Annotated in this window: 14 protein-coding genes and 1 pseudogene; 4 read left to right on the top strand and 11 right to left on the bottom strand. The window is 46.8% G+C overall.

The annotated features are described in order from the left end of the window. The 5 genes from HNQ38_RS08425 to HNQ38_RS08405 all read right to left on the bottom strand — a co-directional run. A partial coding sequence (locus HNQ38_RS08425) for an ERF family protein (protein WP_183719364.1) occupies window positions 1–700 on the bottom strand: 700 nt, incomplete at its 3' end. A gap of 1,451 nt (window positions 701–2,151) precedes the next feature. Continuing rightward, entirely contained in the window at window positions 2,152–2,865 is a 714-nt protein-coding gene (locus HNQ38_RS08420) for a P-II family nitrogen regulator (RefSeq protein ID WP_183719362.1), read from the bottom strand. 86 nt (window positions 2,866–2,951) lie between these two features. Next, a complete protein-coding gene (locus HNQ38_RS08415; RefSeq protein ID WP_183719360.1) occupies window positions 2,952–4,415 on the bottom strand; it encodes a DUF1538 family protein in 1,464 nt (487 codons plus the stop codon). A gap of 107 nt (window positions 4,416–4,522) precedes the next feature. Continuing rightward, window positions 4,523–5,944 carry a sodium:proton antiporter gene (locus tag HNQ38_RS08410; RefSeq protein WP_183719358.1) on the bottom strand — a complete coding sequence of 474 codons (1,422 nt, stop codon included), beginning with the start codon at window positions 5,942–5,944 and terminating at the stop codon, window positions 4,523–4,525. Between the two features lie 53 nt (window positions 5,945–5,997). Then, on the bottom strand, window positions 5,998–6,450 hold the full coding sequence (locus tag HNQ38_RS08405) for a universal stress protein (RefSeq protein WP_183719356.1): 453 nt from the start codon (window positions 6,448–6,450) through the stop codon (window positions 5,998–6,000). A gap of 1,156 nt (window positions 6,451–7,606) precedes the next feature. Between HNQ38_RS08405 and HNQ38_RS08400 the strand changes: the two genes are divergently transcribed. Then, window positions 7,607–9,295, top strand: a complete 1,689-nt coding sequence (locus HNQ38_RS08400) for an L-lactate permease (RefSeq protein WP_183719354.1) — start codon at window positions 7,607–7,609, stop codon at window positions 9,293–9,295. Between the two features lie 126 nt (window positions 9,296–9,421). Here HNQ38_RS08400 and HNQ38_RS08395 read toward each other — a convergent pair whose 3' ends face one another. Then, window positions 9,422–9,775, bottom strand: coding sequence for a helix-turn-helix domain-containing protein (locus HNQ38_RS08395; RefSeq protein ID WP_343060138.1), 354 nt, complete (start codon window positions 9,773–9,775; stop codon window positions 9,422–9,424). A gap of 296 nt (window positions 9,776–10,071) precedes the next feature. Here HNQ38_RS08395 and HNQ38_RS08390 point away from each other — a divergent pair, with 296 nt between their 5' ends. The 3 genes from HNQ38_RS08390 to HNQ38_RS08380 are packed head-to-tail and all read left to right on the top strand — an operon-like array spanning window position 10,072 to window position 11,409. Then, complete coding sequence (locus tag HNQ38_RS08390; protein ID WP_183719352.1) at window positions 10,072–10,380, top strand: hypothetical protein; 309 nt, start codon at window positions 10,072–10,074, stop codon at window positions 10,378–10,380. 18 nt (window positions 10,381–10,398) lie between these two features. Continuing rightward, on the top strand, window positions 10,399–10,761 hold the full coding sequence (locus HNQ38_RS08385; protein WP_183719350.1) for a hypothetical protein: 363 nt from the start codon (window positions 10,399–10,401) through the stop codon (window positions 10,759–10,761). 9 nt (window positions 10,762–10,770) lie between these two features. After that, complete coding sequence (locus tag HNQ38_RS08380; protein ID WP_221277849.1) at window positions 10,771–11,409, top strand: phospholipase D family nuclease; 639 nt, start codon at window positions 10,771–10,773, stop codon at window positions 11,407–11,409. Between the two features lie 558 nt (window positions 11,410–11,967). Here the strand turns inward: HNQ38_RS08380 and HNQ38_RS08375 are convergent. From HNQ38_RS08375 to qatB, 5 genes and pseudogenes are all read right to left on the bottom strand, one after another. Further along, window positions 11,968–12,299 (bottom strand): annotated as a pseudogene (locus HNQ38_RS08375) (hypothetical protein). 21 nt (window positions 12,300–12,320) lie between these two features. Then, complete coding sequence (locus tag HNQ38_RS08370; RefSeq protein WP_183719348.1) at window positions 12,321–12,710, bottom strand: hypothetical protein; 390 nt, start codon at window positions 12,708–12,710, stop codon at window positions 12,321–12,323. Between the two features lie 196 nt (window positions 12,711–12,906). Further along, entirely contained in the window at window positions 12,907–13,707 is an 801-nt protein-coding gene (qatD, locus tag HNQ38_RS08365; protein ID WP_183719346.1) for a Qat anti-phage system TatD family nuclease QatD, read from the bottom strand. Further along, window positions 13,704–15,074: a Qat anti-phage system QueC-like protein QatC gene (gene qatC, locus HNQ38_RS08360; RefSeq protein ID WP_183719345.1), complete on the bottom strand. Its 1,371-nt coding sequence runs from the start codon at window positions 15,072–15,074 to the stop codon at window positions 13,704–13,706. The genes qatD and qatC overlap by 4 nt, the downstream gene beginning before the upstream one ends. Further along, window positions 15,071–15,955, bottom strand: a complete 885-nt coding sequence (qatB, locus tag HNQ38_RS14470) for a Qat anti-phage system associated protein QatB (protein ID WP_343060137.1) — start codon at window positions 15,953–15,955, stop codon at window positions 15,071–15,073. Before qatB ends, qatC begins: the two co-directional genes overlap by 4 nt. Between the last annotated feature and the right edge of the window lie 2 nt (window positions 15,956–15,957).

The raw sequence follows: 15,957 nt of genomic DNA, 5'->3' as shown, positions 1-15,957 counted from the left end.
ATGCGGCATCAACATACTTCCACCACAATTTTCTATGCGGGTTCCAGCGGAAGCCTGCACCTGTGAGCAATTCCTTTTTGGCCTGCGTGTTGCCGGTGGCAATGATGCAGGGCCGTCCGTCCTGGGCCGTTACCTGTTGGTAGGTGACACCTTCCAGCGGTGGAAGATTTTCAAGGCTTGCTGGCAGCCGATCTAAGGGGGGTGAAGATTTGTTTTTGATGGTGCCATCGTGAGAAGCCGTTTTTCGAGTATCAGGGCTGTTTACGGGCAATCTCGTCCGAGAGGCCGATTTTCTACCGGTTCGCGCTCCTTCGCCGTCGTCATCTTCTGTGATCATGCCCAACATGGCGGTCAAGGCGTACCTCCTCGCGTAGGTCATGGCCGATCCCATGCCCTGCGGATCGGCCTTTGGTAGAGGAACAACGGCGAGAGAGCTTTGCCATTGCCCAGACTCTGCATGCGTCAGCTTGGTAACCAGCCCCAGGGAGTTGATCTGCTCCACCGGTACCGGATACTGGCACAGCCAGACGCCGTTTTCGATGAGCGCATCACGGCACGCGTCCATGACGCTGTTGAGGCTAGCGTACCAGCTTTTTGTGAAGGGATTTTCAGCGTCCTTGACGATGGGCCGCACGGTTCGCTGCACACTCAATAGAGCTTTGGCCAGTTCGATGATGTTTTCTGATTGATATGGGGTCATGAAGTGCCTCCAGAAATGAGAAGGCCCTGTCCAACGATGCGCTGGACAGGGCCTTCAGAGGTATTTTGAAATTAACTTCTGCCTTCTTACTGGAATAATATATCTATTAAAATTATTGAAACACAAAATATTCATGTCAGCATAAGCATAAGCCCGAAGCCGCCATGGACCTTTCCTCGCGGGATTGCCGACTTCGTGCCCATTCTAAGCGAAACTGGACAAAGCGCTAATTCGGTTTCCCAGCCAAGTGTGAAGTCCAGCTCCTTGAAACACCCAACATTTTACCAATATTCACGCTTCTTAGTTTAGGCCAGAAGCTTTGCTAAGGGCGTTGCGAGCTGCTGGCGCAGGCATAGCGATCCACTTGAGATTCTTATCTTTCAGTTTTCCTTGAAGTTCAGACACCCATGTCTGAGTTCCATCGTCAAAAGCAAAATCAGTGTGGGAATGCTTTAAATTTCTCAATCCGCCCAAACATGGAACCTGGCTGAATATGACCTAGATCGAACTCAATGTTCTAGTCAGAACTTTCTGTATATATTTCGTTTTTGTTGCATCATGTTTCTTCTTTTATCTACAAGTAGGCCACCCCAGTGCCGAAACCAGACCATTTTGGTATCACAATAATACCACGTCGCACTTCAATATTTGATTTTTTGGCAAGGCTATTCGCCTAAAACACAAATTCTTCCTCATTGAAAATAAACTATAATATTCATCAATATTATATAATAAAAATTTATAATAACATAAAAAATCTATAATGAATAATATTATTATGCAATTAATTAACAGTAGTAAATAATTAACTACATTTAAAACAATACAATTGTGATTTTTTTACAACTGTTCATAAATAACTATTTTATAATCCTATACTGCTTTTGTTTAAAAAGTACTATATTGATCAATCATTCAATAAAAATGTATTGTAACAAAACAACAATCATGTAAATATATAGATCAGAATCATAATGGCAAGCATAACTGTCTCTAACGCTTCATAATTTATTATCATGAAGCACAAGGAGCCCATCAACTCTATCTTAGCAGGAGGTTGACGGATGAAGCGGTCTTTTTTTCTGGCAAAAGTGAGTTCCTGAACCCGTTTAATCTCTGACTTGGAACTGCCACCGTTGCGATGGTTTTATCCCAGACCAGATTAACTTTGAAGCGTTTCATATTTCAAAGTTGTCCATTGGAGCATTCACCCATTTTCAAAGTTAAAATGCTCTATGCCCTGCCATATGTGGATTGCATACAGGCGGAAAGGAACTTTTGGCGTCGTGCCCAGCAGGACACCTTGGAGCTGCTTGAAGACATCGGCAGTGACCCGTCTACAAGTGCGACTTGAAGGTTGTCTGCTTCGACTAAAGCGAAAAGAGTACAACGTCATTTGGGGGTTCGTTACTCATTTCTATTGTCGTTGCTATGCTATGCCAGAAGAATTGTTACGATTTTTCTGCCAGCGGCCCTAGAAGAAAAAACTGCTCGACATCAATGCAGAATGCTATGCCGATGCCAGGTTCATTGAGGCATGAAGTCTGGCGTATGGCATCCAAAATGGTTCTCGCCTGCTTTTTTTCCACAATGACAAGAAGCGTTTCTTTTTCTGGAACAATCGAAATACCAAAAAAATTTACATCCTCTTCCCGCCCTGTTCCACGTGCGTTGAGAACTGTTCCCCCTTTGGCCCCAGCTTTGCGCGCCGCGCTCATAACGTCTTCAGCATAGCCGACGTTGACAATGACGCAAATCATCTCATGGGTCGCTTGTGCACTCATGCCGGATACCTCTTCTACATCTTCTATGGGAAAAAATGGAAGTTCACAAACAGTTGAAAGAGTATGCCGCAAAATTCCAGGTACTTGAATAACAAAACCCACACCGGAAGCCTTTCTTTTCAAATACGTATCTTCACGCAAGGCGGTAACGACCGTAGGAATAGCGTCATCCTGAACAAGCGTAAGCACCAAGTCTTTTTCCGTCTGCGCAAGATAAAGCATGCGTAGAATGGCATTATCGGCCGTGCCCTTGGCCATCAAAATCGTACCGCCACGCGCTCCGGCTTTTTTTGTAACAGCTACAACGGCTTCGCCCTGATTTCTGTTTACAATGCTCACCAAAAGCTTGCCCGGAGTGTATGTTGTTGCCATTGAGGTCATAACTGAACATCCATCTTTTGCACTTTAACCTCTTACACACTTTTTTGATGAGTTAATACTGTTTTGGCATGTCGAGGTCGTATTTATTACTTATGACGTAGCTTCATTGCACGTTCCCGGCGATCAAAAAAAATCCCAAGGAGTTGGATGGCTATCAGCGGCGTCATGGCTATCATGGCAATGACGCCAAAAGCATCGGCAATGGGATTGCCGCCCAAGCTATGCGACGCTCCAAGCGTGAAGGCAAGAATAAAGGTGGATGCCATCGGCCCAGATGCCACCCCACCGGAATCAAAGGCAATAGCCGTGAACATTCGAGGACAAAAGCGCATAAGCCCCAGAGCCAGTACATATCCAGGGATCAGGAACCACCAGATGCTCAACCCCGTGATAACCCGAACCATGGCAAGCCCCACGGCGGTTGCCACGCCAAGAGACAGGGAGATCAACATCACGCTTTTTTTGATATGCCCGCCTGAAACTTCTTCCACCTGAGCGTTCAGCACCCACACGGCCGGCTCGGCACAAACGGCGAGGGCTCCCATGGCTACACCCACGATCAGCAGAAGATAACGAAAATCATGTAGAGCCAGCAATGCTCCCATTTCTCGCCCGGCCGGGATAAAGCCTCCCTGAACTCCTACAAAAAAACAAACCAATCCAACGAAAGAATAGGCAAGCCCCATAATCATTTTGACGGTTTGATAGCGCGTCAATCGCAATAAAAAAATACGGAACACGCCAAAAAGTAGAATCAGAGGGCCCAAGGCCATGCCGACCTCGTGGATCACCTGTGGCGTCAAAGCCAAGAAATGGGCCCCAACACCCTCGGCTTGCGCAGAAGCCGTGTCCGATATTTTTTCAGAGCCTCCCGGGAAAAACATTCCGAGAAAAAGCACTGAAAGCACCGGGCCTATGGAGGCCAACCCCACGAGGCCAAAACTGTCGTCCTTGCCTTTGTCGCCTCGCACTGCAGCCACGCCTACCCCCAAGGCCATGATAAAGGGCACCGTCATGGGGCCAGTAGTAGCCCCCCCCGCATCAAAAGCTACGCCCAGAAAGGCGGGATCCGTCACAAAAGCACAGGCAAATACCAAAGTATAAAAAAAGATCAGCATGACCTTGAGAGGGATTTGCAACACGATCCTTCCTAAGGCTATAGCCACAAAAATTCCCACACCTACAGCAATCATGCCCACAAGCAGAGGTCGTGACAAAGATGGGGAAACGGCAGCAACCTGCGCTGCCAATACATGAACATCAGGCTCGGCGACAGTGATAAAAAAACCGATAATAAAGCCAGCACTCAGGAGTAAAGCCAAGCTACGGCGGGATGTCAGCGTGGCGCCAACTCTTTGTCCTACCGGCAAAATACCAATATCCGCGCCTAATAGAAAAATACTCAATCCCAGGATGAGCAGCACACCTCCCACAAGAAATTTCAACACTGTGGCGCCCAGAGGCGCCACAGTGAAGTGAAGGGCTAGCACCAATAACATCACCGGAATTACAGAAATTGAGCTTTCTTTTATTTTTTCCAATAAAATCACGATATATTATTGCCTCATGCTTTTTTGAAGCTTTATCGCCCCATGCCGTAATCTTTTTGGAAGAGCCCGGCTTACATCGCACATTCTGATGCAAGGCGGGCTGAGTACTAAAAGAAGATCCATGTAAGCAAAAAGAATAGAGGGATGAGTATGCCAAAGGACCATGCCATATAGCCGAAGAAACTCGGCATTCGCACGCCTTGATTTTCCGCAATGGCCCGAACCATGAAATTGGGCGCATTACCGATATAGGTATTGGCGCCCATGAACACTGCACCTGCAGATATGGCAGCAAGAGTCGCGGGGATATCGTACATAAGGTGGGCTGGATCTCCCCCTGCAGTATTAAAAAAAACTACATAAGTGGGAGCGTTATCCAAAAAGCTTGAAAGCAAGCCCGTAAGCCAAAAATACATGGCGTTGTTCGGCTGTCCATCAGTAGACACAAGTTGAATAAGCCCAGAAAGAGCCCCGTCAGCTCCGGCTTTCAGAATAGCAATGGCCGGAATCATGCTAATGAAAATTCCTAGGAAGAGCTTGGCAACTTCCTTGATGGGGTCCCAGGAAAAACCGTTGAGTTTTCGACAATTGTAGTCGGTATAACGCCAGGAAAGTCCGGCGATACATAACAGCAAAATATCCCGGAGCAAGTTTTGCCCTTCAACAGGTACACCGTAAATTTCCACAAGAACACCGAGTGGACAAAGGCCGGAGGCCAGCACTATCAGCACTACGCCAAGCAAAAAAAGCAGATTAATCTTTCCGTCGAGGCCGAATTTTTCTGTAGCCTTATCGTCTTCAGACAGAAGAACTGGCTTTCCCTCCTTGGCAAAAAGTACTGAATCGAGCAGCAAATAGATAAGCAGAAGGGCCACTGAAAGCAGAAGCGTTTTGCAAAAAAGATTAACAGTTGTCCAAAAAAAGCTGATGCCTTTCAAAAAGCCCAAAAAAAGTGGAGGGTCTCCTAAAGGCGTGAGTGACCCGCCAATATTGGCCACCAGAAAAATAAAAAAAACAACGCTATGTACCTTGTAGCGCCGATGGGCGTTGGCTCGCAAAAGAGGTCTGATGAGCAGCATTGCTGCCCCCGTGGTGCCCATCCAGCTCGCAAGCACTGTGCCTACAGCCAGCAAACCCGTATTCACCAGAGGGGTTCCAGTGAGAGAGCCTTTGAGTCGCACTCCGCCAGCCACTGTAAAGAGAGCGAAAAGAAGAATAATAAAAGGAACATAGTCCAGCAGGATAATGTGTAACAACTCATATAAAGCAACAGGAAAGCCAAAGACTATTGCACAGGGTATGGCGAAGGCCAAAGCCCAAAATATGGAAATTTTGCCGAAATGATGTTCCCAAAAGTGCGGTGCCAGTAGTGGCATTATGGCAATAGAAAGCAGCATGCAGGCAAAAGGAATCACCCAGTAAGCAGTTAGCTCCGCTCCCGGAACCGTGGGGTGCCCTGCAGCCAAGGCGGTGACGGGTCGGCATAGTGAAAAGGCAAATACAATCAGACAAGTCAGTAATCTTGACATAGATACTCCAAAAGCTCGAACACACGGTTGTGTTCAGTCTGCATCGAATACAATCAATTATCCGTGACCATATGTTTTTTGTTTACCAAAAGCACAGGCATTGAAGCATTTCGTAAAACGTCATGACTAACACTCCCGATGACAATGCTTTTTAGTTCACTTTTTCCCCGTGTGCCCATTATAATCATTGTACAACCAAGTTCTGAGGCTGTACGAACAATGCTTTCTGCAATAGATCCGTACTTAACATAAGTTTTTATGGTGATATTAATTTCATCAAAAAGAGAACAAGCATCGGAAAAAATTTTCATGCCTTCTTCCTCATGCTTTTGCATGAGCATCGCGCGCTGCTCACCTCCAATCAGGCTGGGGATAGATTCCACACAATACAGTAAGTGTATGGTTTCTTTCCCGGGTATGGCGCCGGTAAGCTGTGCGGCAACCTGACAAGCGGATTTCGCATCTTCTGAGCCATCCACTGGGACGAGAATATTGGAATAATCCATATTTTCTCCGTGAGTTAAACAGTTTTTACAAGCCACGTCAGGCCTATCGAGACCCACTTATCGAAGAGAGACTATTTTGATTTTTATAATAAATTAATAACAATCTGATATATAAACCGTTTTACCTGGTTGTTTACATGTCTTTTTAAGATATAGCTCATAAAACATATCAGACAATCAGTTGGTGGCAAAGACTTCTTTGGCGCCACAACTTGAATAATCGTTCCCGCAAGATGCTGAATAAAATCACTTTATCCAACAAAACAAGATAGATACCCAGCATAGTTGTTTGTTGACGTGATTCCATAAATAAATATTTTATAATCAAAAAAATACATGAAAAACACAATTTAACTTTTCGTATTGTCAAAAGATTATCACACCAGCAAACGCAAAATTAATTGGCATCACTTATTTTCTGCTAAAAAGAAAAATTTTCCATACAAAAAAAAATATAAACTTTCGTCACAATGTAATATATGCGGCGCATTATTTTTGCTTCAGCCAATGCTTTGCCAGCTAATACGTCTAAGTTTTTTTGGCATTGACCGTTTGACACCAATAATAAAATATGCAACTTTAAATTAACAACTGCTCATTTCACCTTCGAAAGCCCCGGCCTTGCCGGGGCTTTCGACTTTATTTGATCCCCACAATGCAGAGCAGGCAACCAACAGGCATAATTTCTGGAATGCGATCGACCAACTTTCACAAAACTATTGTTTTTTATTCAGGATGAAGATATCTGTAGAAATCTTAACTTCGAGAAATAGTACTCATATTCATTGGGATGTATGAATATAAGCACTACATTCTCTGAATAAACCTTAAGCCAAGGGAGCAGTTGTCATGACAAAATATGAATTTTTTATTCAACATGTGTTCATGCCCCAATATCAAGAACCGCTTTTTTGACATTGATACTCCTAACACAACAGAATTTATTCAACATTTGAATTATGTAACTGAGCACGATTACCCTACCTTCCACCGTCACAAGTGCCGAGATTTGTATAGCGAAATACTTTGTGATTGGAACAGTACTCTTCAGTTCTGCTCTGTCCCCTATTTCATAGGGTTTGTGGAAGATTAAGGCACACTATGAGCCATAGCCATGCCTGGATGCGTAGGCGTACAGGCTGATAAAGGAGTTGCCATGTCTATTGGAGTATTGGCGTTGTTGGCCGTCATACCAATTCTTATTGCCCTGATTTTGATGGTTGGCTTGCGCTGGCCCGCCACCCGGGCCATGCCACTGGCGTGGCTTGTCTGTGCCATTAGTGGTGTGATCGGCTGGAAGCTGGATATCCTATATCTTGCCGCTCTCTCGCTGCAAGGCGTTGTTGTGGCCATTGGCGTATTAATCATAGTTTTCGGTGCCATCCTTATCCTTTATACACTGGAGGAAAGCGGCGGCATGGAAACCATTCAGTGCGGTATGCAGGGTGTAAGCCGTGATCGGCGCATCCAAGCCATTATCATTGGCTTCATGTTTGCGGCCTTTATTGAGGGCGCGGCCGGTTTTGGCACCCCCGCAGCCTTGGCAGCACCCTTGCTGTTGGCTCTTGGCTTCCCAGCCATGGCCGCCGCCGTTGTTTGTCTTGTCTTCAACTCTGTGCCTGTGACCTTTGGTGCGGTGGGCACACCCGTTATTGTGGGTTTCGGCTTTCTGAAAGGCAGCGTGGCCGAGGCGGTGGCTGCCAATCCCAACCTCCCTTTCCAAAGTTACGACGGGTTCTGCAAAGCTGTAGGTGAGTGGGCCACCATTATGCACGCCCCTATGGCCATAATTATTACCATCTTTATGCTTGGCTTTCTCACCCGCTTCTTTGGCGCGGAAAAATCTTGGGGCATTGGTTTTAGGGCATGGAAGTTCTGCGTGTTCGCTTCTGTGTGCTTTCTCGTGCCCTACCTTGTTTGCGCATGGCTGTTGGGACCCGAATTCCCCTCACTTCTGGGAGGACTGCTCGGTCTTGGCGTGGTGGTATGGGGCACCAAGAAAGGCTTCTGTGTTCCTAAAGATTCGTGGGACTTCGCTCCTTCCAGCCAATGGGACAAAGCTTGGACAGGCACCGTACCTGCCAGCACAAAGACTGAATTTCACGCCAATATGAGCCAGTTCAGCGCGTGGCTTCCCTATGTGATAATTTGCATACTGCTTGTCATCTCACGCGTTCCTTCGCTTGGCCTTAAGGGATGGCTAACCAACCAGAAAATCAGCTTTACAAACATTCTGGGGTTCAATGGCGTCAATGCGAGCATTGATTACCTCTACTTGCCCGGTACATTCTTTATTGTAGTTTCCTTGCTAACAATTTTACTGCACAAAATGTCTGGTCAAGCTGTTTCCCGTGCCTGGAAAGAAAGCATCCGAAAAATGAAGGCACCTACCATTGCCTTGATTTTTGCGGTGGCAATGGTGTCCATTTTCCGTGGTTCCGCTACCAATCCTACAGGACTTCCTTCCATGCCCTTGGCCTTAGCCGAAGCTGTGGGAGCTTTCGCGGGGGGCGTGTGGCCCATGCTGGCGGCCTTTGTGGGCGGTTTGGGAGCTTTTATTACGGGTTCTAACACCGTTTCCGATCTTATGTTCGCAGAATTTCAGTGGAATATGGCCGGGACATTAGAACTTCCACGCCAAATTATCGTGGCTGCCCAAGCTGTGGGCGGCGCCATGGGCAACATGATTTGCGTACATAATATCGTTGCCGCCTGCGCTGTAGTGGGACTCTCCGGACGCGAAGGAGAAGTGCTTCGCCGCACATTCTGGCCTTTCCTGCTGTATGGTATTGTCGTTGGCATAATCTGCTGGGTACTGGTTGTTGCCAACCCCACCGTGTTTTAGTTTTAATGTATTTCTCTTGAACTGATAATAATAAGGTGGCCCAATGGCCGCCTTATTATTGTAAATCAAAACTACCCGTATAAAGAAAAGCCCAGCCTGGTTATGCCAGGCTGGGCTTACTACTTTTTAAGCTTTTGCCATTTTTCGCAAAAATTGCACCAATTGCGTTGTATATTGATGAACGAAGGCTCTCTGCTCTTCTGAAAGTGGACGCAATAAGTTCGCGAGAGATTCGGCGCAAGCGTCAGCAGATGACTCTGGCGCTAAGAACAGATCAACAACACGGCACTGCAGCGCATCGGCAAATAACTGCAAGCGTTCAAACTTGGGTGCAATTTTTCCTTGTTCCATGCGTGAAAGCGATTGCTGCCCAATACCGACTTTTTCTGCAAGTTCTTCCTGAGACATCGCCAAGGCTTTCCGGCGTAGACAAATGGCTTGCCCCACTGTTTGCGTCAAGGAGTTGGACCGTTCTTTCACCGCACCCTCCAGAAGAAATTCTGGAATTGAGTTTAAACGGTAGGAACTGCATTGACATACGCTTAAAAGCGTATTTTAAGGCGTAAAAGACGTAAACATTAAAATATCAGGCTGCAATCCCGCGCTACGCATAAACCCATAAGAGGGGGTTAAATGGTGAATAATCAGCTAGGGGCTTTAATCAAGCTTGTTGGCGTATTCGTTGTAAGCTTTTTTTGTTGGCGTGTGGATCAAGCGGGAACAACCTGGAAAAACTTCATGGCAAATGGTCAGTAGACAGGAAAGAAACCGTTGATTTGAGCAAAGAATACGGGAAGATGTCAAAAGAAATGAAATCTGAATTGATAAGTAGAATGGTCAGACCCTCATTAAATTTTGATGTTCTTGGGAAGACCGTTGAAATTTATTATACTGAAACTCAAAAGGATGCTTTCATACTTCCTTTTGAAGTAAAAAAAGATAAAAGCAATATAATTGTAATAACATTAAATAGCAGTGCACCTATTGAAATAATTTTTGATTCTGAAAGAAAAATAATAATGCGTTCTAAAGTGTTTTTGCAACAGACAGGCCTTGCTGAAATTGTATTAACAAAAACAAAGTAATATTGGGGAGGACTATTCATGTCTGATGTGAATGGAGAAATGCATAAGCCGTTTTCACAGAATCCAATGAAAATCGCCCACATAATTATTGCCGTCATAATGGCATGCCTTATAGTTGGAAGCCTGAAAGAATCCTATAACTACGGTTTGTTTACTAAGATCATAGCCTTCATCGCAGGCGTGATCAGTGGTTATTGGGGAACCTTGTTGGGTGACTTTGTACGAAAGCTTTTCATCCCAGACATGATTTTCACCACTGGAGGATTTTCCGCCATTGTGAAGCAAAAACTGTTCTGGTTTATTGGGCCACAAGCTGTAGCCGCGTTTTTTGCCGCTGCCATTGGGGCGGGCCTTATCGTTAAGCTCGCGGATCAATTTTAGCTTATTCCGATGGTAAAAGTTTTTGGCTTAAAAGGCATGCTCCCCAATGTGACTGAATTGGAAACAGAGCCCAGCAGGCCCCTATTAATAGGGGCCTGCTGGGCTCTGCAACCTATTGCAACGTTAATAACGACCTTTTTATTGGCTCATGTCCTCTTCGGACTTCTTGCGCAATCCGCTTCGGGTGCGTCACTTAATATCCAGAACGCTTATACTGAAATATATTTTTCCCCCAAGGGGGGTGCAGAAACTGCTATATCCAGAAATATCCGCGAAGCAACTGAAGATATCAGCGTTCTTGCTTATAGTTTTACCTCAGATTACATATGTGACTCCTTAATCTTGGCGTACAAAAAAGGGGTTCACATACGGGTAATACTGGACAAGTCACAACTAACAGCCAAAAATAGCAAAATCCAACGACTCAAAGACGCGGGAATCCCTTTGTATATCGACTACACTCACGCCATTGCTCATAACAAGGTCATAATCATAGATAGGCAAGTAGTTATCACAGGAAGCTACAACTTCACAAAGTCGGCTGAAGAACGCAATGCAGAAAATCTACTGATTATTCATAGTTGTTCATTAAGTGCAAAATATCTACAAAACTTTGAACTGCATCTGGAGCACGCAGGTGCAGAGTAATGTGTGAGAGATGAACTTTCTTGAAGATTTATATTTAAGGATACTGCTAAAATTACTTGTATTGTTCAATATAAGATTCATCCAGTTGAGTATTCATCATTTTCTACACCCGCGTATGCTCCTGAGTTCCCATGTCTGGCCTCGCCATTTTGGATTGCGCCCTTGGAGGAACATATGTCAACGAACTTGTCAGTATATCCTCATAGCAAAGCAACTGGTGTATGATCTTTTCATCGTGCTACCTTGGAACAAAGGTGCTCCCCCCAATTAGACTAAGTGTGATAGCTACACTTGACCGAAAGGAGAGCACTGATAACAAAAAGCGTAAAAACTATTTACTGGCATTCAAGGCCAAGGTGCCCCTAGCTCCTCTTTCCAGTCTACGGAATTGAGTTTGGAATTTGGCGTTCACTAGACGCAGATAGGGAGCAAATACTCAACGAGTCGGCAACTGGCGTTTTGGCTGAAAAGCCAAAAAGGAAAAGAGCTCCTACGCTTCCACCGTGCAACTTTGCAACTCGCGCTAACGGATGCCTTCAACGCAAATCCTGTGTGTACCTATCCCGTTTTTGCCAGTGTGTGCAGCCTCGAACACTGAAAGGGCTTCGGGAAAAGGTCCAGTACGCGCGGCAGAATCCCCTGCACTAGAGATATGGCCACGCCGTAATTGGTCATGGGGCATCCGGCCATATCCGCTGCGCGTTGTCGAGCCATCATCTGTCCCCGAGTAATCACGCACCCGCCGCAATGCACCACGGGTTTGTGCGTCGGATCATAGCCAGAAAATTCCTTGTCTGCGGTCACCGTGATTTCCAGTTCCCCCCCGCCATTTTTTGCAGCCAGCGCGACAGCTTGACATGTCCGATGTCGTCTTTCTGCGCAGGATGCAAACAGGCCTCCTGAATAAATAATCATGAGGCCAAAGAACTTACAAAATCTCTCGTCAAATGCCTATTGTCACCAGAGATAAACTGCATCAGGATATTCCTTCTGATCAAGTACTTTATAATGTTTTGACTGAAATCACTGTAGGTAGCAGCATAACTCATACCCGCCGGGGCTACATTTAAATTCAGGTTTAGGACGGCGAGATCTGTATAGTTCAGAATTTCATTCCTACGCACCATTTCCATGGCTATTACTGTCTTGTTGTTCGGATTCTGAATGGCCTGGTTTAAAATGGCCGAGAGCACTAGCGTATATGTACCCCAATATTCGCCATTACATGTGTAATGAATGTCAGCCAATGTATTGGCCGCAACCTTTGCATTCCCGCCAGTCAAATAGTCAAAAAAGCCCATATTCCCCTCTTTTTAGTTTGCAGTACCCTCAAGATAGCAGAGATAATTTCCTCAATTGGTGTAGGCGTGAGAGCTATTTTATAAAACCGAGCACACCATTTCAGATTATTTCGGATAGCTGAGTCAATAAGAACAAACTCAAGATACTTTCGCATATCGAACTTCGGAACAACGAACGGAGCATACAAGTAACTCCCTAGATATTCGCCACTTCACTGCGAGATCTGTCTATATCATTGGTGAGTAATGTGTTGAGGTTGCCAAGAATAGCCTTCCTCATCTCGTCTTCGGTAGTTTCACGGAGCTTAGCAAGTTGCGAAACGGTGGTGGTGATTTCGCGCGGGCGGATTGGCTTTCCTTGGACAAGGACAAATGGTCCATCCGTCTCCGTAAGAAGTCGATCACCGGGTAGCTTAGCTATGAGTTGACTATGCTTCGGCGAGTTGAGCATTTCCTTGTTGATAGAGAAATAACAGCCCCAAGCGGCGGCTCGTCTAGCCTCAGCTATAGATCCGGTGAACCAGTGCAGAACAACTCGCCCCTTATTTGGAGGTAGAACTCTCTCAATATAGGTAAGCACTTTCCCGACAGCTCTAGTGCTATGCACAGAGAGAATTTTCCCACCCTGTTCAGCACACGCACGAAGGATTCTCTCGAATATACGCTCTTGGTCGGGTAAACTGCGATAGAACCGAGGACCAGCGTCAAGCCCGATCTCACCTACGTAACGCGCGCCTGCCAGATACTGCTCAAATAGAGCTATCTCGTTTGCCCGTTCGGCAACGAGCTGCGGGTGAAGGCCCAATGCGACACGAACATGCGTGGCGTGTGCTGCCAGTTCACAGTTCCGTGCCCACGCCTTCGGCGTGGTTGTAACTGCAAGCGTGGACACTTTTTCTCGATCACATTCTGCAATTAACTCTGCATGGCCTTGGTACAGGTCGAGGTGGCAGTGAAAGTCCACCCAGTAGGATTTTTGGCTGTCTCGTTCGTTCACAGCGGCCTCGCAACAACACCTTCTAACAATCGGCCAACCTCCTGCATTCCTGCAAGGTAGACAGCTTCGTAAGAAGCAAGTTTGTCTAGGTGATCCGTTAAGGGGCCAGGACGAAGGATGTCCAGCCTGGCCCGACTCGGCTTCCGAATGAGTCTAGACAATAGAAATTGGAATGAGCGCACATGTTCTCCTTCCGCCATTTTAGTATTAAGAATTTGCCCCCTCAAGTCGGGGATGCGGTATGGGGTGTCATCAACTCCCCAAGCTTCAAGGATTGCAGCACGACGGATCAAACAAGGTACACAGCGCCCGCAGTGTTTTGGATCGCGCTGCCTGGGGTCTGGGTCATAACGGCGACCTCCTGGCGAGGAGCAAGACATGGTATACTTGGCTTCTCGTTGAAGGAACGGGAGGTCCGCACAGGCTTTGGCCATTTGCCCCTTAGTTAGAAACGCATAAGGGTTCACAAGGCGAATTCGAAGCCCAAGTCCACTCAAGAGTTCGTCAAACCGAGCCATGTAATAGGGATGTGTTGTTCGGGTACTAAGGGCACCGAGGCGAAGGCGGTCTAGCGGTACATTGAGTGAAATTAGACCATTTTCGGGCACGTACACGGTCATGTCATTACCGATAGCATCCGCGGTCAGCGAAGCTAGGGCAAAGAACAGAAAAGAACGACCACGCTGTGAATTTTCTACAAATCTGGCTGCAATGGTATTGGTCGGGAAGATAACCCTAGCTTGGATACGATGTATTGTTTTGCTGTGGTAATGTTGCTTCAAGACATGTGCACAGTGGTCCTGATATCCAGGAGTAAGATTGTCTCCATAGTGGCTCACCAGTATGGGGCTTTCGCCGGAGGCAATAAGGTCTATTGCACCTATGAAACTATCTAGTCCTCCTGAAAATAGGCAAACCGAGGAGGGAGTTGCTAAGGGGAGAATACTTGGGGGAGCTGCCAGCGTGCCAACTTCAGGGGGACGAGGACGAAAGTGAATATGCCACCGATCTCCTGTCAGAAATCTCAACATCTTGTTGATGAGAGACCCTTGAGTAATCCATCGCTCAGGATCTTGGACGGGCACGTGAATATCAATCTTTCTCGTCCATGCATCCTGTGCATCAGCCGCCCGTGAGATACGGGTATCAGCCGCGGTGATCGCGGCAGCGAGCAATACCAAATCTACGGATGTTTCTGAAGGTCGCAACCCCAACTCTCGGAGTTGGCGTAACACGTTGCTTAGTCCAAAACACAGGCCAGAGTTAGCGATAAATTGGATATCCGTCGTGTACGTATTGGGACTTGACATCTCAATTTTTCCTGTATCACTAGGCCCGAGCCGGGCAATGATATTGTGATGCCTCATCTCTGCGCCTCCCCTGCGGCGGCAACAAGTTCGAACGCCGTTTCATATATTTCATCAACAACAGCTGCGATGTCTCGATCTGACAAATGCTCTAGGGAGTCAAGACGCCCCGACAGCATCCCTCGCGTTGCACCAGAAACAAAGTCGTGAAGTTGTTCTTGTGCATACTCCACAGCCGAGACATCCTCGGGAAGCGAAATCGCACGACCTCCGATGTCGGCCATGACGCGTCCTTCAATAGATCTGGCAACAAAATTAAGGAAAAAATCCTTCAGTTGTTCCGAGGTTATGGCGTCAATCCCCCCTACGCCAGCCTCGGCCATATCGCCGATGGACTCCTGCATGGCTTCACGCGTGATGGATTGGTCAATAGTGCCACCTGGGGGGCAAAGAACCTCAAAAATTGCGATAAATGTATCCACCGCAGGGCGCCCGATGAGCTCAGGAATATTGAGTTGGCGCAGAGTTTCCGCTGATCCATTTCGTTCGAAATCACGGATGACCTGAAGCATTGCCCGGGCGGTTGCGCGGGGTGAGGACATCCGATGGACAGCGTTTCGTGCTCCTCCAGTCCCTTTACGTACATAATTTGAGAGAGCTCGCCCGAGGATCGCTCGATCACCCGATCTGCAATAGCGCGAAAAAGCACTGCGTGCCCCGCGCAGTTTACCGGCTCCATCAGTATCAGGGAGGCGGGGCGGGGTTTGTGGTGTTGTGTTTGGAATCTGAGGTTGGGTTGGATAAGATACCGGCAAGGCTGGGTCGCCGGGAAGACTCGGCTGTCCAGTTGGGCTTTGAGGCACCAGAGATGGCTGCGGATCATCAACAAAGGGAGGGATAAGCCCATTCGACGGCCCACCGTAGCATTTCGATGTACCCATTC

This window comes from Desulfovibrio intestinalis (genome assembly GCF_014202345.1).
GTDB lineage: Bacteria > Desulfobacterota > Desulfovibrionia > Desulfovibrionales > Desulfovibrionaceae > Desulfovibrio > Desulfovibrio intestinalis.
Note: the sequence above shows the minus strand (reverse complement) of the source record. Positions and strands in the feature narration are given on the sequence as shown.

Bases quoted from the DNA above. Each gene is read 5' to 3' on its own strand.
- HNQ38_RS08420 (WP_183719362.1), bottom strand. From the start codon at position 2,865: ATGACCTCAATGGCAACAACATACACTCCGGGCAAGCTTTTGGTGAGC.
- HNQ38_RS08410 (WP_183719358.1), bottom strand. From the start codon at position 5,944: ATGTCAAGATTACTGACTTGTCTGATTGTATTTGCCTTTTCACTATGC.
- HNQ38_RS08405 (WP_183719356.1), bottom strand. From the start codon at position 6,450: ATGGATTATTCCAATATTCTCGTCCCAGTGGATGGCTCAGAAGATGCG.
- HNQ38_RS08400 (WP_183719354.1), top strand. From the start codon at position 7,607: ATGTCTATTGGAGTATTGGCGTTGTTGGCCGTCATACCAATTCTTATT.
- HNQ38_RS08385 (WP_183719350.1), top strand. From the start codon at position 10,399: ATGTCTGATGTGAATGGAGAAATGCATAAGCCGTTTTCACAGAATCCA.
- HNQ38_RS08380 (WP_221277849.1), top strand. From the start codon at position 10,771: ATGGTAAAAGTTTTTGGCTTAAAAGGCATGCTCCCCAATGTGACTGAA.
- HNQ38_RS08370 (WP_183719348.1), bottom strand. From the start codon at position 12,710: ATGGGCTTTTTTGACTATTTGACTGGCGGGAATGCAAAGGTTGCGGCC.
- qatC (WP_183719345.1), bottom strand. From the start codon at position 15,074: ATGAGGCATCACAATATCATTGCCCGGCTCGGGCCTAGTGATACAGGA.
- qatB (WP_343060137.1), bottom strand. From the start codon at position 15,955: ATGGGTACATCGAAATGCTACGGTGGGCCGTCGAATGGGCTTATCCCT.